A 23,351-nucleotide genomic window follows, 5' to 3' on the forward strand; every position below is an offset into this window, starting at 1 on the left:
AGAGCCTAGAGCGTGCGCGACCGGCGCGCCGCCGGGAACGCCGGATTCCGGCCGGGCCGCCGGGTGCGCACACCGTCAGTTCCCGAGTGCGGCGCCGGCCGGGCCGAGATCGAGGAATACCGTTTCGCCGTTGGCGTCGTCGAGGCCGTCGTTATCGGTGACCACGAACAGGTTTCCGTTGCCGCCGATGGTGAGACCCTCGACCTTCTCCTGGACGAACCCCCGGGTCGACCGCAGATCCGGCAGTAGATCCCGGACCAATGTCTTCGGCAGGACCTTCGGAGCCTGCCCGGCGCCGGTCACCCCGGCGGCGGTGGGGATCTCGACCCGATAGACCGCCTTGAGGGCGGCATCCGGCCCGTTGAGCTTGTCCCGTTCCACGATCAGCAGGCCGCCCTCGTGCACGGCGATTTCGGACAGCCCGATCCAGTCGCCCCGCACCGCGGTCTGCTCCAGCCGGTAACCGAACCACTGCCAGGTGCGGTCGGCCGGGGTGTAGCGCCCGATCCGGACCACACCCTTCGGATCGGTCCCGAGTTCCCGCTGCAGCACCACCCAGATCGCGTCGCCGTCGACCGCGACCCCTTCGAGCCCCTGGCCTCCCAGTTCCGCCGCGATATCGGCGGGCAGCGCCACCCGCTGTTCGATCGCGCCGTCCGCGGCCACGGTCACCAGCTCGTTGCCGGGTCCTTCCTTCCCCTCGACCGCCAGGACGAATCCGCCGCCGGGGCGCGCGGAGAGCCCTTCGATATCGAGCGTGACCGGAGCGCCGTTCTCGGTGATCGGGAGCTCGCGATCGATCACCGCGGGCGAGTTCCGCACATCCACACCGAGGATCCGCGCCGGGCCGTAGGCGATATCGGTGGCGGTGAACAGCCGTCCGGTATCGGCCGGGTCGGCGGACAACGCGCCGAGCGCGCCCCACCCGATCGGTGTTCCCCCGGTCTCCGCCGAGACGATCGACGGGAAGGCCGGTGAACCCCCGCCGTCGGCGAACGCGGCGCCGAATCCGTAGATGTTCACCGCGGCCCGGACCCGGGCCTCCGGATCATCGGTTTCCGAGGCGATCACCAGCAGATCGCGTTGCGGGACGGGCACGATCCCTTCCGGGCCCGGCGTCGTCGGCAGGATCTGGACGAATTCCGGAGCCGCCACGTCACCGATGTCGTACACCGCGACGAAATTGCTGCGCTCGGAGGCGACCAGTGCGACCGGCCGGCCGCCGATCTCGGTGATGGCGAGACCTTCGGGCTCCGGGCCCTTGGCCTCGGCACGGCCTTCGGTGTGCAGGCCGGTCCGTACCGCGAGCCGCTCGAACGAGTTACCGGCGTCCCACACCACCGCGCCGGTCGCGGCGTCGAAGATCGACCAGCCGCGGGTGCCGCCCTTCCAGTCGCCCTCGTTGGCGGTGGCCAGATGGTCGTCACCGATCCAGCCGATCGCATCCGGCTCCCGGGGCGTCTCGGGGATCGCGCCGGTCTGGTCGAGGACGCCGTCCTCGGCCGTGTCGATACCTGTCACGGCCACCGATCCGGCGTCGAAGATCGACGTCACCGTCGCGGTGGTCCCGTCGATCACCGCGATTCCGTTGTTCTCCTGCAGCGTCACCGCGACCTGACCGCGCGAGTTGATGCTGACGTATTCGGGTTCGAGATCCTCGGGAGTGTCCAGACCCGCCGCCCGGGCCTGCTCCACATCGAACTCGACCTTCCGGGCCGTCCACGCGTCCGGTACGCCGGCAAGGCCGATGAGCTGGACGAACCCGGTCGGCGGTTGCGGCAGATCGCCGTCCTCGCCGCCGGCCGGCGCGAACTCCTCGTCGCGCTGATTCTCCATCGCGATCGCGGCGAAGGCACCGTCCGGACTGACGGCGATGGAATCCGGCTGGCCACCGAGGTCGATACTGCGCACCCGGGTGCGGTCGGCGACGCGCACGATATCGAGGCGGCCCGACGGTTTCATGAGGTCACCGCCGGTGGTGTCGACGACGACCAGGACATATCCGCCGTAAGCGACCACCGAGGTCGGCTGATCGTCGGCGTGGCCGAGTTCCTTCAGCGACAGTGTCCCCAGCCCCGCGGGTTTCGCCGGATCACGGATGTCCAGGAACCCGATCCGTTTGGCGGCGGCGTCGGTGTAGACCATGGTATTGCCGTCCGGCGTGACGGTCGAGATCTCGGCCACCGTTTCGGAATCCGCGGACTCACCGGCCGGCCGGTTCAGGTACACCGGATAGGTCGCGGCCCGGTGATAGCGCTGCGCATCCGGCAGTTTCCACTCGATCGAGGAATCGGTGGCGTCGTTCCCGTCGCCCGAGCATCCGGCCACCAGCAGGGCCAGGGCGGCGGCCACCGCCACCAGTCGACTCGTCTTCGCCGTCGTCATAGGTCCTCGAACTCCGCTCTGCCGGACAGTCGAGTGAGCTTGACGCCGGTAGGTGAGCCACCGGGGACGATTCGGTGAAATCAGGGAAACGGACAAGCGTCCAACAACGGTGGCGCGCCGGCCTCATGGGCCGGAGACGAAGCGCAGCACCCGGTCGTCGCCGGAGCGCGGGTCACCCCGGCCGTCGGTGTTGTTGGTGAGCACCCAGAGGGCGCCGTCCGGGGCGATCACCACGTCACGCAACCGCCCGTACTCGCCGACCAGATGTTCGGCCGCGGCCGCCGGGTCGGACAGCGGGATCTCGCGGAGCCGCTCGCCGCGCAGGTTGGCGACGAAGATCGCGTCCTCGGTGACCGCCACGCCGCTCGGGCTCGCGTCGGCGGGCGCCCACTGCTGCACCGGGTCCCGGAATTGCGGGCGCCCCGCGACCCCCTCGGCTTCCGGCCAGCCGTAGTTACCGCCGGGCTCGATGATATTGAGTTCGTCCCAGGTGTCCTGGCCGAACTCGGACGCGTACAGGGTGCCGTCCGCGGCCCAGCCGATACCCTGCGGATTCCGGTGCCCGTAGCTGTACACGAGCGAACCCGGGAACGGGTTGTCCCGCGGCACCCGCCCGTCCGGTGTCATCCGCAGGATCTTTCCGGTCAGCGCATTCCGGTCCTGCGCGCTCGCGCGGTCACCGGCGTCCCCGACGGTCGCGTACAGCATCCCGTCGGGCCCGAAGGCGATCCGCCCGCCGTTGTGGTAGCGCGCCGAGGCGATTCCGTCGAGCAGCGTGTCGCCCGGCCCGATCCCCAGCGACCCGGGCCGCCCCGTGATCGGGAATCGCTGGATGCGGTTGCCCTCCGGCGTAGTGGAGTAGACGTAGAGGATTCCGTCGCGTACCGCGATCCCGAGCATCCCCCCTTCGCCCGTTCCGGCCACCCCGGGGATGGTGGCGACCTCCCGCGTACCGCCCCGGGCGCCGAGTTCGAGAACGCGGGCGGAGTCACGTTCCCCGATCAACGCGACACCGTCGTGGAACGCGATCGCCCACGGGGCCGCGAGCCCGTCCGTCACCACGGCCGGAGCGCTGAATCGGGCCGGCGACGGGTGCGGTGTCGATGCCGCACCCAGCAGGCCGGCGGGTTCGTCCGCACAGGCCACGAGAGCGACCGCCGACATCACGGCCCCCGCGACCCATCCGGAAAGCCTCCTTCGAGGCGGCCTCGCACGCATACCGAACCGCTTTCGTCGCCGACGTCACGGATTCGTCCAGGCTACGCGGCCGGGCTCACCGGAGCGCGGGTCCCACCGGGCGGAAGACGCGCAACCGCGCAGCGCGGGGGAACGTAGTGTCGGAGTTGCCCGGCACCGAGCCCGACGCCCTCGACCTTCAGGAGAACCGCATGTCCATCCGTAGCCTGAATCACGCGGTGCTGTTCGTCTCCGACGTCGAGCGCAGCGTCGACTTCTACACCCGGGTGCTGGGCTTCGAGCGTATTCCCGCCGATTTCCCGGGCGCCGCCTTCCTCCGCGGCACCGCCTCCGGCAACGACCACGATCTCGGCCTGTTCCAGGCCCGCGGCGACCGCGCCCCCGACGGCTCGGTCGGCCTCTACCACCTGGCCTGGGAGGTGGAAACCCTCGCCGCCCTGGCCGACGCGCGAACCCGCCTCCGCGACGCGGACGCGCTGACCGGCGCGGCGAACCACGCCGCCACCAAGGCCCTCTACGGCCGCGATCCGGACGGTATCGAATTCGAGGTCACCTGGCTGGTCCCCGACCACCTGGTCTCCGCCGAACTCGGCCCGGGCGTCCCACCCACCCGTCCCCTCGACCTCGACGCGGAGATCACCCGCTACGGCGCCCACACTTCCGGCGGCCCCCGCACCGACCGCCACCTCTACGCCCGCCACGGCAATCCCTCCTGATCAGCGCTGGGCAGCGCAGCCACTGCGCGGGCAGACCTCTCGATTCGGAGGGCACTGCCCATCGTGATCGGAGGATTCTGGTCATCGGAGCGCGGCGACAGCATCCATCTCGCTGATGGCGCCGTCGATCACTGCGAAAGCGCGCGCCAATTGTCCGGCCGATTGCTCCATGGAACGCGAAAAGTTCGGGGGTGTCCGACCTGGGGTACGACTCGCCCCGGCGCCCGACCTCCTTGCTTCCTCCTTGCATACGATGCTGCCGAGTTCGGCGTCGAAAAGGCCTCGCCGCCATGATTCCTGGATTTCGGGTTCCGGTATTCGGAAGAAGAACTGCGCATCTCGAATGGCATCCTGCAGATCATCGCATGCGGAAATAACAAGTGTGGAGGGAAATCCACCGGCACCGAATTCCATCACGCTCAGCGATGCGAAACCTGCGCCCGCGGCGCTTATTCTGCCGATAACCGCCTCACCGCCGACTTCGGACCAGGCAAGGACGCGGTTCGCCCTGACCGAATCGGGAACCGGACGCGGATCCCGGGCGGCAGCCAGTGCCGCCCCTTCGTCCTGTACCGGCCGACCGGCCTTCTTCCACTCGTGGGTCGCTCCTACGACGCAGAGGGAAACGGCGGCTGCCAGAGCGGCGCAGGCCCACATCGTGTGCCCGGCTCGACTCGGATCGGTGCGGGATACCCGCGACCGTGTAGCAGGCGAATCCTCTCTCGACCGCCGGCGCGGCAGCCGCCGGAATGCCCCTCTCGCCGATGACAGAATCGCCACCACCACAACACCGAGCGCGGCGCCCGGCGCCACCATCGGCACAAGTATCGAGAAGCCCAACTCGGGTGCCCACTGACATGAGCCGGCGAGCGCATCGACACCCGGGATACATCCGTCCAACGACAGCAGGAAAAATGCCCCGAAGAAGCTCACAGCCAATCCGAACTCCACGGAAATCAGCATGTGCAATAACCGGAACGGGCCCCGCCGAGTGCTCGCGACCGCAGCCGCAAACAAGGAAATCAGGACAGCGACGAAAACCTCCGCGACATAGAGGAGAACATACCAATCGATATCGGTCTGGGTTTCCACCGTTCGCGTGCTCATCCCTATTTGTACGCAAACCAGCGCAACCCAGCCTCCGGCTCCACCAATTATTCCCGGCAGCAGAGCTGTTCGCAGAGATGGCGGGTAGACCTCCTTCTCCGTAACTTCCGTTACCCCCGAATTCGCCTGTTCTACCCGCCCTTTGCCGCGCCGAGCGGGGTGAATCGTCCACATGGCTACAGGAACCGCCCACAGAGCAACGATCGCACAGACAGTAAACGGCGAATTCGGCAGATAGAAACCTTGCGTCAAATAGAATTCCACTACACGCAATTCGACGGGATGTCCCGGGAATGTGCTGCCATCGAGATCCAGGCCGTCCAGCACACCGTAGACCGGAGAGATGGGCGACCATGCCATTTTCCCGACCCGGGGCCACCAGATGAAAAAGGCCCACATCGCCAATGCAGCGGGTCCGAGAACGATCCACGGGGCCGCTGGAACGAACCCGACCGGACGCCGGCCGATCCACAACTGGGCGCACCGGGTCGTCCACGAGGTCCACAGGACTCCAGCGGGAATCGCGACCAGCAGCACGGCAGAACGGCCGGCAATCCAATCGACGGAGCTTCCAGGGTGACCAGCGATCTCACCGAGGATCAATCCCGCCCCCAGCCACAATCCGGGCACCAGGCCGGAATAATCGATTCGCGCGGCATCGGCGGAGAACAGGGCCCTGCGCCACAGCGCAGTACCGACGGCAGCCGTGACGAACAGCGCCGGAACAATTCCCCGGAGTTCAGGGCTCCACAACTCGCTCAGGCCACCGACGATGGCATACTTCCAGGGCTCCGCCTCCAGCATCCTCGTCAGCAACGCCGCGGCGAGCCCTGTCAGGAACATCGCAGGGGCCGAGATGTCGAGTAGGCGCTCTGGATTCGACAACGCCTCGCGACGTTTCGACCATCGCGGATGAGTCTGCCACACCTGCTCGAATGCCTCGAGGGCTCGGCGAGCCGGATGTTCCGATATGACGGGATTCTGAGCATTCCAATAGGCCGGGTCGGCGCCCGCGCGCACCGCGGCCCTATCGGCGTAGAGCTCCCTGTTGCGCAGGATATCGGCGCGGGCGAGGTAGACGAGCGCGATCATCACGCCGACCAGCGCCAATCCCCTCACGAACGACGGAAGGTCGGACGCGTGTTCACGACCGCCGGTTGCTCGGTCGACAAGAGAAACGACATTGATGAGTGCATACGGCAGCAGGACCACAACCAGGAACACCCGCCACAGCGCAGCCGTGAGATAAGTGATCGTGAGGTCCCGGTTGCGGACATGCGCGAGTTCGTGGAGAACAACGGCACGGTATCGATCCGGATCGGCATTCCGGCATACGAGCAGGCCGCCGTGCAAGCAGATCACTGGCCGCGCATTTCTCCCGAAGACCTCGGCGCCGGCCGAGATGACCGCCGGGTTCACGATGAGACGTGGAACGCGCGGCAAGCCGCTGATCCGGGAGAGTTGTGCGAGTTCGGAGATTATCGAGCCGTCGGCGATCGACCGCAGATCGGCGAATCGTCTCCGCCGGGACTTCCAGACGGGCATCACGAAGAACAGGGCCACGGCGGATACGAACACGGCGACCGACCACACGAGGCTCAGCCACCAGAGGGGTACAGCGGTGAACCACCGCTCCGAACAGGAGCGGACCGCCCCCGGTTGCTGAAGCAACGTCTCGACGATCTGCTGCCGCCCACCCTCCGGATCACCGCCCGCGGCGAGTAGGCACTTCAACCCGATCGGGTCGAAGTAACCTGCGATGGTCTCGGACACGATCCAATTGGTGGCCACAAGGATCAACACCGCCAGAAGGAGAAAACGAGCCTTGCTGCCGTCCGGGATCCTGGACTCGTCAACGGTTGGGTAGCCGCCCGCCCGCTCCATCATCCATCGGATGCGGTATCCGGTGGCCTCGGGGGATCCACAGGTAGTTGCGGATCGGCCGCACCGAGCGCTGCCAACGCGAGGCGGCCCACGAGCGCGTCTGCGATCGCGGCGGCCCGGGCCGCGTCGAGACCGCGGTCCGCCGCCAACTCGAGCACATGCTTACGCACTTCACCCAGCTGCTCGACAGTCAACGGCGGGATCTCGATTCGATCCGATTGCCGACGCCGGAACCGACGAGACCACCGGCCCATTCCGCCTGTCGCCCGGTCCACACCCCACTCACCGAAGCGTTGCGCCGCACCCTCCAGGGCCAGCCACACGATGGGCGTAGCGAGGACCACCACCTCGGTGATTCCGAACCCCAAAGGCACCGGCCGGCGCGAGCGCCGCGACCATCCTCCCGACCCGGAGTCCTTCAACTCCAGCACGGCGTCGACCAGCAGTAGTTCATCCTGCGCGACTTCAGCGACAACATCGCGGAGGATCGCCCGGAGGTGCAGTTCGGATTGCGCCGCGTCGACAAACGAAGGAGGGGAAGTGCTGGACAAATCGAACCTCTGATCTAGGGCTGGTGTCTGTTCAGGCTCGGCAAGATTACCCCCCTTGTCACGCCCTTACGGCCGACAAATTTTCGGGTGACGCCTTTGAGCCTCCGTCCCTCTGAGCCTTCCTTTGCTCGCTACCGGCGAGCTGCCACGGTCGCGCCACCCGGCTATGAAACACTGGCATAAAACGTCTCATTTATAGGAGACTGGCCTCGTTGGACAGGCCGCGATACGCCGCGATGGCAGGACCCGAGGAGATGGCGCACAGATGACCCCCGACGAGTACGACGACACGGCCCCCGGGGCCACTCCCGCCGGTATCGACGTGGAGCGGGTCACCGCCTGGTTCGCCGAGCACGTCCCCCGGGTCGCGCCACCCCTGCGTTTCGACCTGATCACCGGTGGCCGGTCCAATCTCACCTACCGCGTCCAGGACGAATCCGGAACCCGCTGGGTGCTGCGCCGCCCGCCCACCGGCCACGTACTCGCTTCCGCGCACGATGTCGTCCGGGAGTTCCGGATCCTCGATCTGCTCGCCTGCAGCCCGGTCCCGGTACCGCCGGTCCTGGGCTGCTGTACCGACCACGCCGTCACCGGCGCGGACTTCTACGTCATGGAGCATGTGGACGGCATCGTCCCCGACGACGCCGAATCCGCCGCCGGTATCCCGCGCGCGCGCCGCGCGGCCGCCTCCCGCCATATCGTCGATACGCTCGCCGCGATCCACGCCGTGGACACCAGCGCCGGCCCGCTGGCCGAACTGCGCAAACCCGGAAGTTACCTGGAACGGCAGTTGCGCCGCTGGCACCGCCAGCTCACCGCCGGCGGAGTCGGACCGGGCCCGCTGTGGGATGTGCACGAACTGCTCACCCGGAGCATGCCCGCCGAACGCTGGACCGGTATCGCCCACGGCGATTTCCGCCCGGGCAATCTGCTGATCGGCACCGACGGTACGGTCCGCGCGGTCCTCGACTGGGAACTCTGGACAGTCGGCGATGTGATGGCCGATATCGGCTGGCTCGCCGCCTCCTGGTCGTCGGCCGAGGTGTTCGGCTGGGCGCCCGAACCCGCCGAGGGCTATCTCGACCTCGACACCGTACTGTCCCGCTACGCCGACGCCACCGGTCGCGCTCTCGACGATCTGCCGTACTACCAGGCCTTCGCCCTCTGGCGGCTGGCCGCCATCGCGGAGGGGGTGGCGGCGCGCTTCCGCGCCGGGGTGATGGGTGACCAGGATGTCGATGTCGACGAACTCTCCCGCCGCCCGGCCCGGCTCGCCGAAGCCGCCCGCGAGATCCTGGCGACCGGCGCAACGCACTGAGGCGCGGGCTCCTTCACACTCGCGGGCGCGATCGGTACCGGCTCATCAGGTACCCGCACACCGCCACTGTCCAGCACACAGCCACCGCGACCACCAGACCGGCGGGATAGTTCCGGTCCAGCAGACTGGAATTCCCGGTCGCCGGTGACATCAGCATCGGCAGCGCGACCAGTACCAAGACGACGGTGCACACCGCGCCGCAGGTGAGGACACCCCACCGGGTCGCGGGCACGAACCGGCCGACCGTGTATCCGGCGGCCGCGCACAGCGGCGCGAACACCGCGTCGTGCGCGACGATCGCGACCACCGACCACAGCGCGATCTCGCGCACGACCTCGGGACCCAGGTCCACGAGCAGTGTGATGCCGTAGCCGCCGAGCGCCAGGCCGGCGAGCAGGAGCAGAACGCGGGTGGTGGTCATCCGAGCACCTCGATCCGGGACAGCCATTTCGTCTGCAGTACACCGGGGCGGTTGGGTGCGATGAGGCGGCACGGGTAGCCGTGATCGAGATCGAGGGTTTCGCCGTTGAGGGTGAGCGCGACCAGCGTGCGGTCGTCGACCACGTGCGGATGCGGGAGTCTCGACACCCGGTACAGCCCGGCGGGTTCCAGTGATTCGAAGCCGACATCGCCGATCCGGGCCGGTCCCACCGCGGCGAGGAGATCCCGTAGCCGGATACCCGTCCAGTGGGCGGTGGCACTCCATCCCTCCACGCAGGCGATGGGAAGGCGCACGGCGGTCTGGGGGAGCGCGAGCAGTTCGGTCCGGGTGAACTCGCGCCGTCTGTCGCCGACGATCACGGTCAGCCGGTAGGCGGGGTCGCGGGCCGGTTGTTCGATACCGGCGCGGGCCGCGGTGCGATTCACCGGAAGTCCTTGCGGCCCGTTCCCGCTGCGCGGGGCCAGCACCGCGAGCGGCCGGAGAAACCCGGCCGACTGCCCGGCGACGGAGAGGACCGCCGCGACGGCCGCGACGCCGGCGCCGGTGAGGGCGGCGCGGCGTGACATGAGGGTCGCGGAATCGGGTGGCGCCGCCGGTCGCGCGCGCAGCGCGTCCCGGATCACCGGCAGTTTCACGGCGAGATGGACGGCCAGCGCGCCCACCGCGATATAGGCCATCGCGTAGTGGGCCGACGGGAAATAGAAATCCCACCAGTAGAACTGCGCGATATTCGACAGTCCGGTGGCGAGCTGGAACAGGACCGATCCGACCAGGACCGCGATGGACAGCCGTTCGAGGGCCCGCCGCGGCCCACCCAGGATCGGGCGCGCGAACAATCGCGGGTACACCGCCCACAATTTCACCAGCACGAGCGGGATCGCCGCGATACCGGACAGCACGTGGACGCCCTGGGTGACCCGGTACAGCCATACCGGATTCGCCGGCCACCGGAACCATTCGGGCGGATGCTGGATCAGATGGCTGAGCAGTCCGGTGAGGAAACAGACGGCGATCGCGGCGCCCAGCCACCGGCCGACCTTCGCGGCGACCTCGGGTCCCCGGCCGCTCACGGCCGGGCCCGCCCGCGCGGACCGGGAGCGGCGCCTGCCGCGCCGCTGCGCCGGACCGTCGCGGCGGTCTCGTTCCGATCTGGGGGCATCTCTTCACGCTAGGCCCGCGAGCGCCGAAACCCGCGATGAAACACCAGGTCAGGAGATTAATTCTCGGGTAGCGTCAGCCACGTGGCGCCGGAAGCGGGCATCGATCGGCGGATCGGACCGCCGGGCGTCACCCGCCGCGTCGGCCGCCCCGGGGCACATCCCGGAACGGGATATTGTGATCGGAGCGCGCCTCCCGCGGCATCCCGAGCACTCGTTCACTGATCACATTGCGCGCCATCTCGGTGGTCCCGCCCCCGATACAGCTCACCTGCCGCATCAGGAACGTGTCCCCGATATCGCCGAGCTCCTCGGTCCACACCGCACCACCGGAACCGGCGATCTCGAATTCGATCGTGGCCCGGCGCGATTCGGCGAGCCCGCGGAACAGGCGGCCGATGGCGGCCGAATGATCGGATATCGCGCCCGACACCATCCCGGCGCCGAGCCGCCGCTGCAATTCGGTGCCGACGATATCGAGCATCTCCGATTCACCGATGAGATCACGGACCGCCGGATCGTCCAGGGTTCCGGCGTGGTGCGCGATCTCCACCGGGGTGCGGTCGGAAATGGCGGGCTTCTCCGGCACCGTGGTGTACGGGGATTCCGAGAGCAGGCGTTCGTGGAACATCCAGCGGGTCCCGACCGTCCAGCCGTCGTCCACCGCACCGATCCGGTCGGAATCGGGCACGCGGACGTCGGTGAGGAATTCCTGGCAGAAATCCTGGGCGCCGTTGAGCATCTCGATCTGGTGCACCGCGATACCGGGCTGCTGGATCGGCAGCATGAACACGGTGAGCCCGCGATGTTTGGGCACATCCCAGTTGGTCCGGGCCAGGCACAGCGCCCAATCCGAGTACCAGGCGCCGGTGGTCCAGATCTTGGCGCCGTTGAGCACCCAGTCGTCGCCGTCGCGGACCGCGGTGGTCACCGCTCCCGCGACATCGGAACCGCCGCTGGGCTCGGAGAGGAACTGCATCCAGATCTCCTCACCGCGCAGAATCGCCGGAATATGGCGGCGCTTCTGCTCATCGGTCCCGAAATCGAGCAGTACCGCCGCGCACGGCGACATGGTGGGTACCTGGAACCGGGACGGATACTCGTAGCCGGCCAGTTCGTCGGTGAAGGCCCGCTGATGGCCGGCGGTGAGTCCCTGACCGCCGTACTCGGCGGGGATGGCGATCCCCGCGAAACCCGCATCGTAGAACCTGCGCTGGAGCCGCCGGTCGTACTCGACGGCCGCCAGTTCGTCGGCGCGGGCCGTTTTCCGCAGCCCGGAGACGGCCTCGGCACGATACGGGCCGAGTTCGGCCCGTATCCAGGCGCGGGCCCGCAGCCGGAAACTCTCGACGGATTCGGCGGTCATACCGGCAGCTCCTGTTCGATGCGACGGTCGGCGAGGCGGCGGCGGTGTTCGGCCGGCGTGCCGTACAGCATGCGGTTGACGGTGGCGCGGCGCAGGAACAGATGCAGATCGTGTTCGAAGGTCAGGCCGATCCCGCCGTGCAACTGCACACAATCCTGGAGCAGTTCCGGCCCGTGATGGCCGAGGAACGCCTGCGCGGCATCGGTCAGCGCGCCCGCCGCCGGGCTCCGGGCGTCGACCGCGCCGGCGGCGCTGTCGGCGACGGCGTGCCCCGCCTCCAGCCACGATTTCAGATCCGCGATCCGGTGTTTGAGCGCCTGATACGACGCCAGCGGCCGCCCGAACGAATAGCGGTCGGAAACCCAGTCGAGCACCATCTCGAACCCGGTCTGCATGGCCCCGGTCGTCTCCGCGGACTGTACGGCGAGCGCCAGTTCCAGTTGCCGCTCGATCTGCTGCTCCCCCGCGCCGAGTTCCCCCACCAGCGCGGTGCGGGGAACGCGGACACCGTCGAAGGCGACCGCGGAGAACCGGCGGGTGATATCGGGAGAACGCAACGCGGTCATCGATACCCCCGCGGCGTCCGCGGGCACCAGCACCTGGGTGAGCCGGCCCTCGTAGCGGCCGGTCACCAGGAGATGCCGGGCCGCGGCGGCCGACTCCACGGGTTGTTTGACGCCGTCGAGCACCAGATCCGGGCCGTCGGCGCGGATCTCCAGCCCGACCGCCCCGAACGCGTGATGCGGGGCGGGTTCGGCATGACACCAGGTGGCCACGGATTCACCGGCGACCACTTCGCCCAGGATCTCCGGATGGGTGCCGGTGTCGTGCAACGCGGCGGCCACGATATTCGCCGGGACCAAGGGGCCGGGGGCGGCGTGACGGCCGAATTCGTAGGCGATGAGGGCGAGGTCCACGACCGGGCGCCCGCTGATCGAGTCCTCCCCGGCCAGCAGCGCGGTCCAGCCGAGTTCGGCGCCGCGACTCCAGTACTGCGCCTCGAACCCGTGGTCGTCGTAGCGGAGTTCGCGCAGCTGGGCGGCCGGGGCCCGCGCGCTCAGGAACTTCGCCGTCGTGGAACGGAAGAACTCCTGTTCAGGCGTGATATCGAACAGCATGTGGTCCTCCGATGCGGCCTCGGTCTCGGCTGCGGTGCAGCGGTGCACACCGTGACGGCACGAAGCCGACGAATCGGCGCAGCCTCCGATGGCGCTCCCCTAATTCGAATACCGCACGGTATGCCGTTTCCGCAATAGCCGGCAGGAACGGTGCAGGTGGGCAAGGGGATTCGTTCACCGGTTCACGGCGGCGGATATCGTGTTCGCATCACCGGCGACAGGGAGGGGTGGTCGCGATGCTCGTCATCGCCGACAAGCTCAGATCGGGCGCGGAGAAACGCGTGGCCGGATGGCTGCGGCGCTGGGAGGGGGACTACCGGGTTCCCGGTGTCGCGATCATGAACTGCTACCTCGCCGGGCAGGAGGTCGATCTGGTGGTGGTCACTCCGCACACCACCGTGGTGGGCGAGATCAAGGGCCTCGATCCGCGCGTGACCGGCGGTGTGCTGCAGTGCACCACCAACAGTCCGTGGCGGATACCGGAGTTCGAGGGCGATCCGGTCGGGGTCCGCGACGGCGATACGACACCGTACGACCAGGTCCGCGACGGAGTTTTCAAACTCAAGGCGGAAGCGGAGCAACTCGACGGCGGCGGGTTCGTCAAGGGCCTCGTGGTGGTGGTGCCGCCGCGCGGGTCCAGGCTGCGGCTCGAGAAGAAATCCGCACCGCCCCAGGGTTGCGATGTCCTGCTGTGCGGCACGCAGAATCCGCTGCGCGCCTGGTTCCACCGCGCGCATCATCGCAGCGCCGTGGTGTGGACCGCGGAGCAGGCGTACTCGCTGGTGGCCGCGCTGGAATACGGCGGCCGGACCACCGTCGACGCCCTGGCCGACCAAGGTTTCCCGCTGGAGTCCGCCCTCCCCTCGCCCTCGACTCCCGTGCCGGACCCGGCGAAGCCGGAGACCGGACCGGCACCCGGTGACGCACACCCGGAACCCGCGGTCTCCGCGTTCGCCTCTCCGGCGCCCGCGCCGAGTCCGATCTCCGTACCGCAGACTCTCGTCCCGATCCCGATCTCGGCCCCGCCAGCGCCCCGGGGGTCCGAAACCCCGGGATCGCCACAATCGGCGACCCCGCGCCGGAGTGCCGCGGGCGCGGCGTCACCGTCCCCTCCCGCGAGCGCGGGCTCCACCGCCGCGGCTTCCCCCGCACCCCCACCGTCCCGCGCGAGCTCGTCGGAGGCCGCTTCCCGGACGAATCCGCCGGAGGCGGCGTCCCGCACTACGCCTCCGGATCCTGCCTCCCCCATAGATCCGCCCTTGGGGCACAGGGGTACGCCGGGCGCCATTCCGCCCGATCCCGGACCACGAACGCCCGCACCCGAACCCGAGGTACCCGCCGAGCCCGCCCCGGCACAGTCCGCCGACCGCCGCCCCCACTATCAGACCGCCGCCGCCTTCGCGGTGATCGCCGTCCTCGGCGCCGGACTGTGGTTGCTCGGCCGGGTCGCGGGCGGCGAGCCCGCGCCCCGGGAGACGGTTCCCTCGCACCAGATCAGTTCGGTGGCCGAACAACCCGCCGCGCCACCGCCACCCGCCGTCGCGCCGCCGCGGGCCCCGGCCCCACCACCGGCCCGGACGTGTTTCCCGTTCCAGCCGAACTGCTGAGCGCCTCCGCACCGCGCCACGCCGTTACGCGGCGATCGCGTGCGGTGCCGTCGCCCCACCCCGGCGTTCCGGGGTCACCTCGGTTGTTGTCCACCCGACGGGGGGCCGTCGGCGTCTCCCGAGCACCCGGCCGACGCGTACGGGCCGGTGGAGGTCTGTTCGGAGAGCACCCGTCCCGCGACCAGGATGCGACAGGTGATGTCACCGCCGTGGGCGCTGTTGGTCGCGGTCAGGGAGACGATCTTGCCGAGATCCAGGATCGGCACGTCCTTGGTCCACGGCACGGCGGCCGCGATCTCCCGGGCCATGCCGAGGTCGCGACCCAGATAGGTGATGGAGATACCGGTGCCCGTTCCCTCGACCCGGTAGGTCACCGTGAGCGCCGGCGCGGCGTCGCGGACGACCAGGTTCCGCAGACCCTCCACTGCCGCGGTGCCGCCACCCGCCAGCAACCCGCACACCAGCACGGCGCCGCCGGCGATCCACGGCCATCTCGGTCTCTTGCGCGCCCCCTCCGGCGAGACGTCCCCGGCGGGCCGCTCCCGATGGTCCCGCGGCCCCCGGTGCGGGGTCTGGTCGCCGGGAGGGTTGGTCACTGTGACTCCTCTGGTCGAAGGACATGAGTCATCGCATCACTGGGAGGTAGATCACAACTGCGCCAATTAATGTTACATAGCTATTTTTCCTGTTCAGGAGGCTACCGCGTGCCGCGCGATACGGCTACCGCTACGGCATGAGCACGCTCGTGACGTGCCCCGAGACACTGCCGTGACCGCAACCGGACACCCTGGCGCATGGACCCCGGACGCCGCGAGTGGGAAGCTCGAAGAGACAGCGCGAAGACAGTTCCCGAGGACGGTGAGTCACGGTGGACAGAGCGAATGGCGCCCGGCGCCCGGCGGACATCCGGAATGTGGTGTTCGTCGGAGGCAGCGGGGCGGGCAAGACCACCCTCGTGGACGCGCTCGCGCTGGCCACGGGGGCGGTGAACCGGGTGGGCCGGGTCGAGGACGGGACCTCGCTGTCGGACTACGACGACATCGAGCGGCGGCGGCACCGATCCGTGCAGCTGTCGGTGGTGCCGGTCGAGTGGGACGGGGTGAAGATCAATCTGATCGATACCCCGGGATACGCGGATTTCCTCGGGGAGGTACGAGCCGGATTGCGGGCGGCGGACGCCGCGCTGTTCGTGGTCTCCGCGGCCGAGGGCGTCGAAGGGGTCGGCGGGGTATCGCGGGCGCTGTGGGAGGAATGCGCGAGTGTCGGGATGCCGCGGGCCATCGTGCTCACCCACCTGGACACCGCCCGGGCGGGCTTCGACGAGATGACCCGGACCTGCCAGGCCCTACTGGGCGGCGGCGCCACCGAGAACGTCCTTCCCCTGCACCTGCCGGTCTACGGACCCGCGAGCGCCGACGGGCATCGCCCGGCGACCGGGCTGACAGCGCTGCTCGAACAGCGTACGGCCGGCTATTCGACCGGTGAACGCGTATGGGCGGATACCTCCCCGGGCGAGGAGACGCTGTTCGACCGGGCCCGGGAACGGCTCATCGAGGGCATCATCGCCGAGAGCGAGGACGAGACCCTGATGGACCGGTACCTGGGCGGGGAGGCGATCGAACTCGCCACGCTGGTGGCGGATCTGGAGCGCGCGGTCGCGCGGGGCAGCTTCCATCCCGTGCTGTTCGCGGCACCGGCCGCCGCGTCCGGACGGCAGGGGCTGGGCACCGTCGAACTGCTCGAACTCGTCACCGCGGGTTTCCCCGCACCGCCCGAGCACGAGGTCGCGGCGGTACGCCCGGGCGACGGGCAGCGGCCGGTGGCAGTGCACTGCGATCCGGCGGCCGAACTCGCCGCCGAGGTGATCCGCACCTCCTCGGACCCCTACGTCGGCCGGGTATCGCTGGTGCGGGTGTTCTCCGGAACCCTGCACGCCGACGATACGGTCCATATCAGCGGGCACGGCTGGAATACCGACCACGATCTCGAGGAACGCGTGGGCGGTGTGACCGCGCCGTTCGGCCGGGAGCAGCGGCCGCTGAGCGAAGCGGTGGCCGGCGATATCGCCTACGTCACCAAACTCGGCCACGCCGAAACCGGCGACACCCTCTCCGATACCGATTCGCCGCTGCTGATCGAACCCTGGAAGCTACCGGAACCGCTGCTGCCCACCGCGGTCCGGGCCCGTACGAAGGCCGATGAGGACAAACTGCCGCAGGGTCTGGCGCGCCTGGTCGCCGAAGACCGTGGATTGCGCGTGGAGAACAACGACCACACCGGCCAGCTGGTGCTGTGGAGTCTCGGGGAGGCGCAGCGGGATGTGGCGCTGGAACGACTACGCGAACGGTTCGGCGTCGAGGTCGAGGTGCAGGAATGCCGGGTCGCCCTGCGAGAGACGTTCGCGAGCAAGGCCACCGGGCGGGGCCGCCATGTGAAACAGTCCGGTGGGCACGGCCAGTACGCGGTCTGCGCGATCGAGGTGGAACCGCTGCCGGAGGGGTCGGGGATCGAGTTCGTGGACAAGGTCGTGGGCGGCGCCGTGCCGCGCCAGTTCGTCACCTCGGTGGAGAAAGGGATCCGGGCGCAGGCCGGACGCGGTGTGGCGACGGGTAATCCACTGGTGGACGTGCGGGTCACGCTCGTCGACGGGAAGGCGCATTCGGTCGACTCCTCCGACGCCGCCTTCCAGACCGCGGGCGCGCTGGCGCTGCGCGACGCCGCGTCCGGTACCCGGATCGACCTCCTCGAACCCATCGCCCGGGTCCGGGTCCGGGCACCGGACGAACAACTGGGCGCGGTACTGACCGACCTCTCGGTGCACCGGGCCCGCATCCTGGGTACCGAACCGGCCGATTCCGGACGCAGCGCGGTCCACGCGGAGGTGCCGGAGTCCGAACTCACCCGCTACACCGTGGAACTGCGTTCGCTGACCCACGGCGTCGCCCAGTTCACCCGCGCCTACCTGCGCCACGACCGGATGCCCGTGCACCTGGCCGACCAGGTGCGCCGGGAGTCCGCCTACGACCGCTGATCCCGGCCGATCGACTCGACCTTGCGTATCAGCACCGCCCGTTCCCGCTCGTTACCGCAGCGGGCCACCGCTTCGACCAGCTCGGCGCGGGCCTCGTCGTCCCGGCCGAGCCGCAGCAGCAGTTCACCGCGCACACTCGGCACCAGATGGGAATTCGGGAGCGCCCCGGCGGCCACCAGTTCGTCGACGATCGCCAGCGCCGCGCCGGGACCCTGTGCCATGGCGACCGCGACGGCACGATTCACCTCCACCACCGGCGACGGTGCCAGCCGTCCCAGGGCCTCGTAGAGGACGACGATCCGGGACCAGTCGGTCTCGGCCACCGACGGGGCGACGGCATGGCATTCGGCGATCGCGGCCTGCAACCCGTAGATACCCAGGCCCCGCCGGGCCCGCTCGGCACGGGCCAGGGCGGCACGGCCGCGGGCGATCGCCGCCCGGTCCCAGCGCCGCCGGTCCTGGTTCTCCAGCAGGATCGGCTCACCGTCGGCGCCGGTGCGGGCCGGGAACCGGGCCGCGGTCAGCTCCAGCAGCGCCAGCAGGCTGTGCGCCTCCGGCTCGTCGGGCACCAGCCGGGCCAGCACCCGGGCCAGCCGCTGGGCTTCGGCGGCCAGATCGAACCGGATGAGATCGGCGCCGGAACTGGCCGACGACCCCTCGGTGAAGATCACGTAGATCACCCGCAGCACCGAGATCAGCCGGTCGGCCCGCTCGGCCACCGGCGGGATCTCGAACGGGATCCGGGCCGCGGCCAGGGTCTTCTTCGCACGGGTGATCCGGGCCTGCACGGTGGCGGTCGGCACCAGGAACGCGCGGGCGATCTCATCACTGGTGAGACCCCCGATCACGCGGAGGGTGAGGGCCACTCGCGCTTCCGGGGCCAGCACCGGATGACAGGACAGGAACATCAGGGCGAGGACATCGTCATCGATACGGTCCGGATCCCACAGCACCTCCGGTTCCGGTCCGGTCGCGGCGCCACCCGCGGCGAGGCCGCCCTCGCCCAGATCCCGGGCGAGGGCGGCGTAGCGGTCGTCGAGGGCCGAACGACGCCGGAATCCGTCGATGGCGCGCCGCCGGCCCACGGTGAGCAGCCAGCCGGCGGGGTTTCGCGGCACCCCCTCGCGGGGCCAGGTCACCAGTGCCTCGGCCAGCGCCTCCTGGGCCAGATCCTCGGCGAGCGGGAAATCGCCGGTGTAGCGGGCGAGGGCGCCGACGATACGCGCCGACTCGATCCGCCACACCGCGGCCACCGCCTCACGGCCCGTGTATTCGGCCACCGCGAGCACTCAGAGCTGACCGGTGGCCTCGCGCCACGCCCGCTCCTTCTGGATCCAGATGTTGTCCTGCGGGAATTCGTCGATGGCCGGCACCCGGCGGACCTCGGTCTTGAAACCGGCGCCGGTCACCGGCATCCGCTTCGCCCATTCCACCGCCTCCTCTTTGGAGGCGACGTTCAGGATGTAGAACCCGTTGAACAGTTCCTTCGTCTCACCGTAGGGGCCGTCGGTGACCACGGGGTCGGTCGAGGAGTAGTCGACGACCACGCTGTCGCCCGCGTCCTCGAGGCCCTCCGCGGCGAGCAATACACCGGCCCGGATCAGTTCGTCGTTGAACTTACCCATGGTTTCGAGCATTTCGTCGAAATCGATCTCGCCCATCTGCGCGAGAGCTTCGTCGGTCGCGCGCATGATCAGCATGTATTTCATCGTTTCTCCTCGTTTCGGCGGGTCCGGGTGACCCTTTCACCCATAGGTCGAACGGGCGGCCCTCCGGATCGACAGCTCCGCGAAAAAATCTTCCCGGAAAATTCCGACGCGGCCCGGGCTCGGCTCCATTCTGGGAGAAACACCTGGACAGTGGCATAATTTACGGTCTGAACAAGGGAATCGAAGTGTGGCGTATGAGGGCGTCGCCGGCGATCAGTTCTCAGGGTCCGGTGTGGCCCCTCCCATCCTGAAGGGAGCAGTTATGACCACCCAACCCGCCGCGCCCGGCGCCGGCAGACCCACCGCGACGAGCGCGACCACCACCGGCGCCCACGCCGCCCACGCGGACGATACGACCAAACAGGCCGTGGCGACCGGCGCCTCGATCGCGGCCGCCGCGCTGTTGCTCACGGCCGGCATCATCACCCTGTTCCAGGGCATCGCCGCCCTCGCCGAGGACGAGGTCTTCGTCTCCGGACCCGAATACGTCTACGAACTCGACCTCACCAGCTGGGGCTGGGTCCATATCGTGTTCGGCATCCTGCTGATCCTCACCTCGCTGGCCCTGATGACCGGGGCGACCTGGGCGAAGATCGTCGCCATCGGCCTGGCCTGCCTGTCGATCGTCGCCAATTTCCTGTGGCTGCCGCACTACCCACTGTGGTCGATCCTGATCATCGCGATCGATGTCGTGATCATCTGGGCGCTGGCCACCTGGGATCCCGCCCGGAGCTGATCCGCCACCCCACCGCGAAGCGCCGGCACGGGAACGGGATCGATCCGCGACCGTGTCGGCGCGCGCCGGGACGTCCGGCGAATGCGACCATGAACCGATGACGCTGTCGGCGGCGCCCGTGGACACCGAACCGTCGGCGATCGTCTCACTGTGCTGGATCGCGGCCGTCGCGGTCATCGCGCCGCTGTTGTCCCGGCTGCTCCGGGGCCTGATACCCGATGTGGTGCTGCTGCTCGTCGCCGGTATCGTGCTGGGCCCGCACGCGGCGGGCCTCGCGGGTACGGCCGGCGGAGTCGAACTGCTGAGCGAACTCGGGCTCGGCATGCTGTTCCTGCTCGCCGGATACGAACTGGATCCGCGGCTGCTGCGCGGCCGCCCGGGGCGCACCGCGTGGTTCACCTGGCTGGCCGGGTTGGTCCTGGCGCTGCTGCTGGTGTGGTTCGCCGCTCCCCATGCCGGTTTCACCGCGCTGATCGCGGTCGCCATCGCCCTCACCTCGACAGCGCTGGGCACACTGCTGCCGATCGTGAAACAGGACGGCATCCTCGAACAACCCCTGGGCCGCGCCGTCCTGGCCCACGGCGCGGTGGGCGAGCTGGGGCCCGTGCTGGCGATGTCGCTGCTGCTCTCCGGCCACAGCCCCGTCGCCGCGCTGGTGGTCCTGCTGCTGTTCGGGGCCGCCGCGGCGGTGCTGGCCTGGGTTCCGCAGCGCATGCTGGAACGCCGGCCCGGCGCCGAACGCCTGATCGCCGCCCTCGCCGCCGGGACCACCCAGCTCCCGGTGCGGCTGGTCTTCCTGCTGCTGCTGATCCTGATGACGGTGGCCGAGGTCTTCGACCTCGATGTGGTGCTGGGCGCGTTCGCCGCGGGCCTGATCCTGCGCGGGCTGGTCGCCGAGACCCATCCCGGAATCCAGGGGTCGCTCGAGACCATCGGGTTCGGAGTGCTCATTCCGATCTTCTTCGTCGTCTCCGGAATGGGCATCGATCCGGCCGCGGTCGCCGGCGCGCCGGTGACCTGGCTGGTGTTCGTACTCGCCATCGCGCTGGCGCGCGGGTCGACGGTATGGGTGAGCGAACGGTTCGTGCCACACGGCGCCAATCTCGAATCTCCGCACGAACGTCTCCAGCTGGCGCTGTACGCGGCGACCGGATTGCCGATCATCGTCGCGGTCACCCAGGTGGCGACCCGGGCCGACCTCATCACCCCGGAACTGGCATCCACCCTGGTCGCCGCAGGTGCGACCACGGTCCTGCTCTTCCCGCTGATCGCCAAGAGGGTCGGCGGGCGGGCCCGTCGCCTCGAAGCGGGCCGTCCGGCCGACGGCTGACGCGGGTTCCCTCCCCCATACGGCGTCACGGTGGCGCGCAACACATTACGCGAAGTCGACAGAGCGGATCATGCCCGATCATGCGGGGCTGCACGGATTACGACGGCCGGGCAGGCGCCGCAGCGGGCTTATCGGGTGATCCGGGGGCAATAATCGAGGATACGAGGAAGGATGCGCGGTGAGCGACGACATGTACGGCCTGGACTGGGATGCGGCCCCGATCGGCGACGACTACGAGGTGCTGCCGGACGGTCGGGTGCCGGTCTACGTGGCCTTGACCGTCGGAGACAAGGCGTACTGCGTGACGCCGTGGCACAAGCGCCGGGACTCGCTCGTCCTGTCGGCTGCCGAGATGGGCCGGGACTGCGATATCCCGGCGGGTGAGGTGGTCGGCCGGGAGTTCACGGCTGCGGGAGGCCGGCACGAGCGGCTGCACGACTTCCGTCTGGTGCACGATCCGCGTCTGTAGGTCGAGACACGGACAGGATGCCTCGGCGCAGCCACCTACGCCTCCGGTTTCCGAGCAACCCCAGACAGCACCAGGCTTTCTGCCGTACTCGGGAATTTCCCTGCCGGACCGGTCGGCCACCACGCCCCTGGCCTGACAAGCCCGGGGTCGAGCAACTCCAAGCCGTCGAAGAGGGTGGAGATCTTCTCGCGGCTGCGGAACCAGCCCGACCCCATCAGGTCGCAATACAGATCCTGGCACCTCGCGGCCGCCTCGGCCAACGGTGACTCGCGGCCGGGATTCCACTGGTGCGTGATCACGAAATACGAACCGGCAGGGACCGAGTCGACCCAGCCGCGCACCACGGCGGCCGGATCGGTCTCGTCGTCGACGTGGTGCAGGACGCCGCACAGCAGCACACCGACGGGCTTCTCCGGTTCGAGGTATGTCGCAGCCTCCGACCCGGTCAGGTCCGGGGTGAGCAGATCGCCTTGCACGTAGTGGGATTGGTCGGTGGTTTCCAGCAGCACCCGACCATGCGCGAGGCACACGGGATCGTGATCGACGTAGACGACGGTCGGGCGGTCCGCGTCCGGCATATACGCGGTCGCCTGGTGGGTGTTCACGTCGGAGGGCGCGGGGAGCGGAAGGCCGGCGCCGATATCGAGGAACTGACGCAGCTCGGCGTGCTCGATCAGGTAGCGGAGGGCGCGCTGCTGGAACTGCCTCGACTCCCATGCGGCCGCTGTCTGGCTGGGCGCGATGAGGTCGAGTTGCTCGCCGACGGTTCGGTCCTGCGGGTAGTTGTCCTTGCCGCCGAGCATCCAGTTACAGACCCGCGGCATGCTCGGGCGGGTGGTGTCGACCCCGACCGGCGTGTGCACCCCGGCCGGGCGGGCAGTCTCAGTCCGGGTCATGTCGTCACCGCCCCGATGAACCGGACCGCTTCGGTGTAGCGGTCGCAGCGGTGCCGGGCGTGGATCGCCATCAACTGGTGGGCATGCGCGTGCCCACGGATCGGCACGGTGCTGCGGCAGTGCGACGACGGGAACTCATCGGGTAATGCCCTTAACCCCCGGGCGACCCGTTCCAGTAGCGAGCGGTCGCGGGCACGGCTGCTGTGCCGGTAGCGCAGCGCCGCAACCATCGCGCGATTACGTGGCGGCCGGACAGGAAGCGGCGGCAGGGTCTCGCCCATGCGGGTCACCTCACGGGTTCAGGGGTTGGCTCCGGAAGGCCGCCCGGCGAT

The 23,351-nt window shown here is 69.2% G+C and carries 20 protein-coding genes; 7 read left to right on the forward strand and 13 right to left on the reverse strand.

Features of this window, described 5'->3' with window-relative positions:
• Positions 1-75: 75 nt before the first annotated feature.
• A complete protein-coding gene (locus tag ACZ6SF_RS23330) occupies positions 76-2,385 on the reverse strand; it encodes an esterase-like activity of phytase family protein (protein ID WP_466064428.1) in 2,310 nt (769 codons plus the stop codon).
• A gap of 123 nt (positions 2,386-2,508) precedes the next feature.
• A complete protein-coding gene (locus ACZ6SF_RS23335; RefSeq protein ID WP_466064430.1) occupies positions 2,509-3,549 on the reverse strand; it encodes a PQQ-dependent sugar dehydrogenase in 1,041 nt (346 codons plus the stop codon).
• 224 nt (positions 3,550-3,773) lie between these two features.
• On the opposite strand from ACZ6SF_RS23335, the gene ACZ6SF_RS23340 reads away from it, so the two are divergent.
• Positions 3,774-4,298, forward strand: a complete 525-nt coding sequence (locus tag ACZ6SF_RS23340; protein WP_466064432.1) for a VOC family protein — start codon at positions 3,774-3,776, stop codon at positions 4,296-4,298.
• Between the two features lie 81 nt (positions 4,299-4,379).
• Here ACZ6SF_RS23340 and ACZ6SF_RS23345 read toward each other — a convergent pair whose 3' ends face one another.
• Together ACZ6SF_RS23345 and ACZ6SF_RS23350 are read right to left on the reverse strand one after the other, a co-directional pair.
• On the reverse strand, positions 4,380-7,292 hold the full coding sequence (locus ACZ6SF_RS23345; protein ID WP_466064434.1) for a M48 family metallopeptidase: 2,913 nt from the start codon (positions 7,290-7,292) through the stop codon (positions 4,380-4,382).
• The gene (locus tag ACZ6SF_RS23350; protein WP_466064436.1) at positions 7,289-7,840 is read right to left on the reverse strand and encodes a hypothetical protein; all 552 of its coding nucleotides are present in this window, start codon (positions 7,838-7,840) and stop codon (positions 7,289-7,291) included. The genes ACZ6SF_RS23345 and ACZ6SF_RS23350 overlap by 4 nt, the downstream gene beginning before the upstream one ends.
• 265 nt (positions 7,841-8,105) lie before the next feature.
• On the opposite strand from ACZ6SF_RS23350, the gene ACZ6SF_RS23355 reads away from it, so the two are divergent.
• Positions 8,106-9,158: a phosphotransferase family protein gene (locus tag ACZ6SF_RS23355; RefSeq protein ID WP_466064438.1), complete on the forward strand. Its 1,053-nt coding sequence runs from the start codon at positions 8,106-8,108 to the stop codon at positions 9,156-9,158.
• Positions 9,159-9,171: 13 nt separating this feature from the next.
• Here ACZ6SF_RS23355 and ACZ6SF_RS23360 read toward each other — a convergent pair whose 3' ends face one another.
• The 4 genes from ACZ6SF_RS23360 to ACZ6SF_RS23375 all read right to left on the reverse strand — a co-directional run bounded on the left by ACZ6SF_RS23360 (position 9,172) and on the right by ACZ6SF_RS23375 (position 13,241).
• Entirely contained in the window at positions 9,172-9,579 is a 408-nt protein-coding gene (locus tag ACZ6SF_RS23360; protein WP_466064440.1) for a hypothetical protein, read from the reverse strand.
• Positions 9,576-10,670, reverse strand: a complete 1,095-nt coding sequence (locus tag ACZ6SF_RS23365) for a molybdopterin-dependent oxidoreductase (protein WP_466064442.1) — start codon at positions 10,668-10,670, stop codon at positions 9,576-9,578. Before ACZ6SF_RS23365 ends, ACZ6SF_RS23360 begins: the two co-directional genes overlap by 4 nt.
• Positions 10,671-10,887: 217 nt before the next feature.
• Positions 10,888-12,123, reverse strand: coding sequence for an acyl-CoA dehydrogenase family protein (locus ACZ6SF_RS23370; protein WP_466064444.1), 1,236 nt, complete (start codon positions 12,121-12,123; stop codon positions 10,888-10,890).
• Positions 12,120-13,241 carry an acyl-CoA dehydrogenase family protein gene (locus ACZ6SF_RS23375; RefSeq protein WP_466064445.1) on the reverse strand — a complete coding sequence of 374 codons (1,122 nt, stop codon included), beginning with the start codon at positions 13,239-13,241 and terminating at the stop codon, positions 12,120-12,122. Before ACZ6SF_RS23375 ends, ACZ6SF_RS23370 begins: the two co-directional genes overlap by 4 nt.
• Before the next feature lie 236 nt (positions 13,242-13,477).
• On the opposite strand from ACZ6SF_RS23375, the gene ACZ6SF_RS23380 reads away from it, so the two are divergent.
• A complete protein-coding gene (locus tag ACZ6SF_RS23380) occupies positions 13,478-14,848 on the forward strand; it encodes an NERD domain-containing protein (protein ID WP_466064447.1) in 1,371 nt (456 codons plus the stop codon).
• 74 nt (positions 14,849-14,922) lie between these two features.
• On the opposite strand, the gene ACZ6SF_RS23385 is transcribed toward ACZ6SF_RS23380, so the two are convergent.
• Entirely contained in the window at positions 14,923-15,444 is a 522-nt protein-coding gene (locus ACZ6SF_RS23385; RefSeq protein ID WP_466064448.1) for an MmpS family transport accessory protein, read from the reverse strand.
• Positions 15,445-15,716: 272 nt separating this feature from the next.
• On the opposite strand from ACZ6SF_RS23385, the gene ACZ6SF_RS23390 reads away from it, so the two are divergent.
• Positions 15,717-17,879 carry an elongation factor G-like protein EF-G2 gene (locus tag ACZ6SF_RS23390; protein ID WP_466064450.1) on the forward strand — a complete coding sequence of 721 codons (2,163 nt, stop codon included), beginning with the start codon at positions 15,717-15,719 and terminating at the stop codon, positions 17,877-17,879.
• Here the strand turns inward: ACZ6SF_RS23390 and ACZ6SF_RS23395 are convergent.
• Entirely contained in the window at positions 17,867-19,159 is a 1,293-nt protein-coding gene (locus tag ACZ6SF_RS23395) for an RNA polymerase sigma factor (RefSeq protein WP_466064452.1), read from the reverse strand. The two genes, ACZ6SF_RS23390 and ACZ6SF_RS23395, sit on opposite strands and share 13 nt — an antisense overlap.
• Before the next feature lie 9 nt (positions 19,160-19,168).
• The gene (locus ACZ6SF_RS23400; protein ID WP_466064454.1) at positions 19,169-19,588 is read right to left on the reverse strand and encodes a YciI family protein; all 420 of its coding nucleotides are present in this window, start codon (positions 19,586-19,588) and stop codon (positions 19,169-19,171) included.
• 262 nt (positions 19,589-19,850) lie between these two features.
• Here ACZ6SF_RS23400 and ACZ6SF_RS23405 point away from each other — a divergent pair, with 262 nt between their 5' ends.
• The 3 genes from ACZ6SF_RS23405 (at position 19,851) to ACZ6SF_RS23415 (ending at position 22,123) form a co-directional block, all read left to right on the forward strand.
• On the forward strand, positions 19,851-20,324 hold the full coding sequence (locus tag ACZ6SF_RS23405) for a DUF7144 family membrane protein (RefSeq protein WP_466064455.1): 474 nt from the start codon (positions 19,851-19,853) through the stop codon (positions 20,322-20,324).
• A 97-nt stretch (positions 20,325-20,421) separates the two neighbouring features.
• Positions 20,422-21,654 carry a cation:proton antiporter gene (locus ACZ6SF_RS23410; protein WP_466064456.1) on the forward strand — a complete coding sequence of 411 codons (1,233 nt, stop codon included), beginning with the start codon at positions 20,422-20,424 and terminating at the stop codon, positions 21,652-21,654.
• A 178-nt stretch (positions 21,655-21,832) separates the two neighbouring features.
• Positions 21,833-22,123 carry a hypothetical protein gene (locus ACZ6SF_RS23415; RefSeq protein ID WP_466064458.1) on the forward strand — a complete coding sequence of 97 codons (291 nt, stop codon included), beginning with the start codon at positions 21,833-21,835 and terminating at the stop codon, positions 22,121-22,123.
• A 35-nt stretch (positions 22,124-22,158) separates the two neighbouring features.
• On the opposite strand, the gene ACZ6SF_RS23420 is transcribed toward ACZ6SF_RS23415, so the two are convergent.
• Both ACZ6SF_RS23420 and ACZ6SF_RS23425 read right to left on the reverse strand, forming a co-directional pair.
• Positions 22,159-23,019, reverse strand: a complete 861-nt coding sequence (locus tag ACZ6SF_RS23420) for an SAM-dependent methyltransferase (protein WP_466064460.1) — start codon at positions 23,017-23,019, stop codon at positions 22,159-22,161.
• On the reverse strand, positions 23,016-23,300 hold the full coding sequence (locus ACZ6SF_RS23425) for a hypothetical protein (protein WP_466064461.1): 285 nt from the start codon (positions 23,298-23,300) through the stop codon (positions 23,016-23,018). The genes ACZ6SF_RS23420 and ACZ6SF_RS23425 overlap by 4 nt, the downstream gene beginning before the upstream one ends.
• Positions 23,301-23,351: the final 51 nt, after the last annotated feature.

This window comes from Nocardia sp. NPDC049935, assembly GCF_055586645.1.

Coding starts and splice junctions, on each gene's coding strand:
- ACZ6SF_RS23330 (WP_466064428.1), bottom strand. CDS start 2,385: ATGACGACGGCGAAGACGAGTCGACTGGTGGCGGTGGCCGCCGCCCTG.
- ACZ6SF_RS23335 (WP_466064430.1), bottom strand. CDS start 3,549: ATGTCGGCGGTCGCTCTCGTGGCCTGTGCGGACGAACCCGCCGGCCTG.
- ACZ6SF_RS23340 (WP_466064432.1), top strand. CDS start 3,774: ATGTCCATCCGTAGCCTGAATCACGCGGTGCTGTTCGTCTCCGACGTC.
- ACZ6SF_RS23345 (WP_466064434.1), bottom strand. CDS start 7,292: ATGATGGAGCGGGCGGGCGGCTACCCAACCGTTGACGAGTCCAGGATC.
- ACZ6SF_RS23355 (WP_466064438.1), top strand. CDS start 8,106: ATGACCCCCGACGAGTACGACGACACGGCCCCCGGGGCCACTCCCGCC.
- ACZ6SF_RS23360 (WP_466064440.1), bottom strand. CDS start 9,579: ATGACCACCACCCGCGTTCTGCTCCTGCTCGCCGGCCTGGCGCTCGGC.
- ACZ6SF_RS23370 (WP_466064444.1), bottom strand. CDS start 12,123: ATGACCGCCGAATCCGTCGAGAGTTTCCGGCTGCGGGCCCGCGCCTGG.
- ACZ6SF_RS23375 (WP_466064445.1), bottom strand. CDS start 13,241: ATGCTGTTCGATATCACGCCTGAACAGGAGTTCTTCCGTTCCACGACG.
- ACZ6SF_RS23380 (WP_466064447.1), top strand. CDS start 13,478: ATGCTCGTCATCGCCGACAAGCTCAGATCGGGCGCGGAGAAACGCGTG.
- ACZ6SF_RS23400 (WP_466064454.1), bottom strand. CDS start 19,588: ATGAAATACATGCTGATCATGCGCGCGACCGACGAAGCTCTCGCGCAG.
- ACZ6SF_RS23405 (WP_466064455.1), top strand. CDS start 19,851: ATGACCACCCAACCCGCCGCGCCCGGCGCCGGCAGACCCACCGCGACG.
- ACZ6SF_RS23410 (WP_466064456.1), top strand. CDS start 20,422: ATGACGCTGTCGGCGGCGCCCGTGGACACCGAACCGTCGGCGATCGTC.
- ACZ6SF_RS23420 (WP_466064460.1), bottom strand. CDS start 23,019: ATGACCCGGACTGAGACTGCCCGCCCGGCCGGGGTGCACACGCCGGTC.
- ACZ6SF_RS23425 (WP_466064461.1), bottom strand. CDS start 23,300: ATGGGCGAGACCCTGCCGCCGCTTCCTGTCCGGCCGCCACGTAATCGC.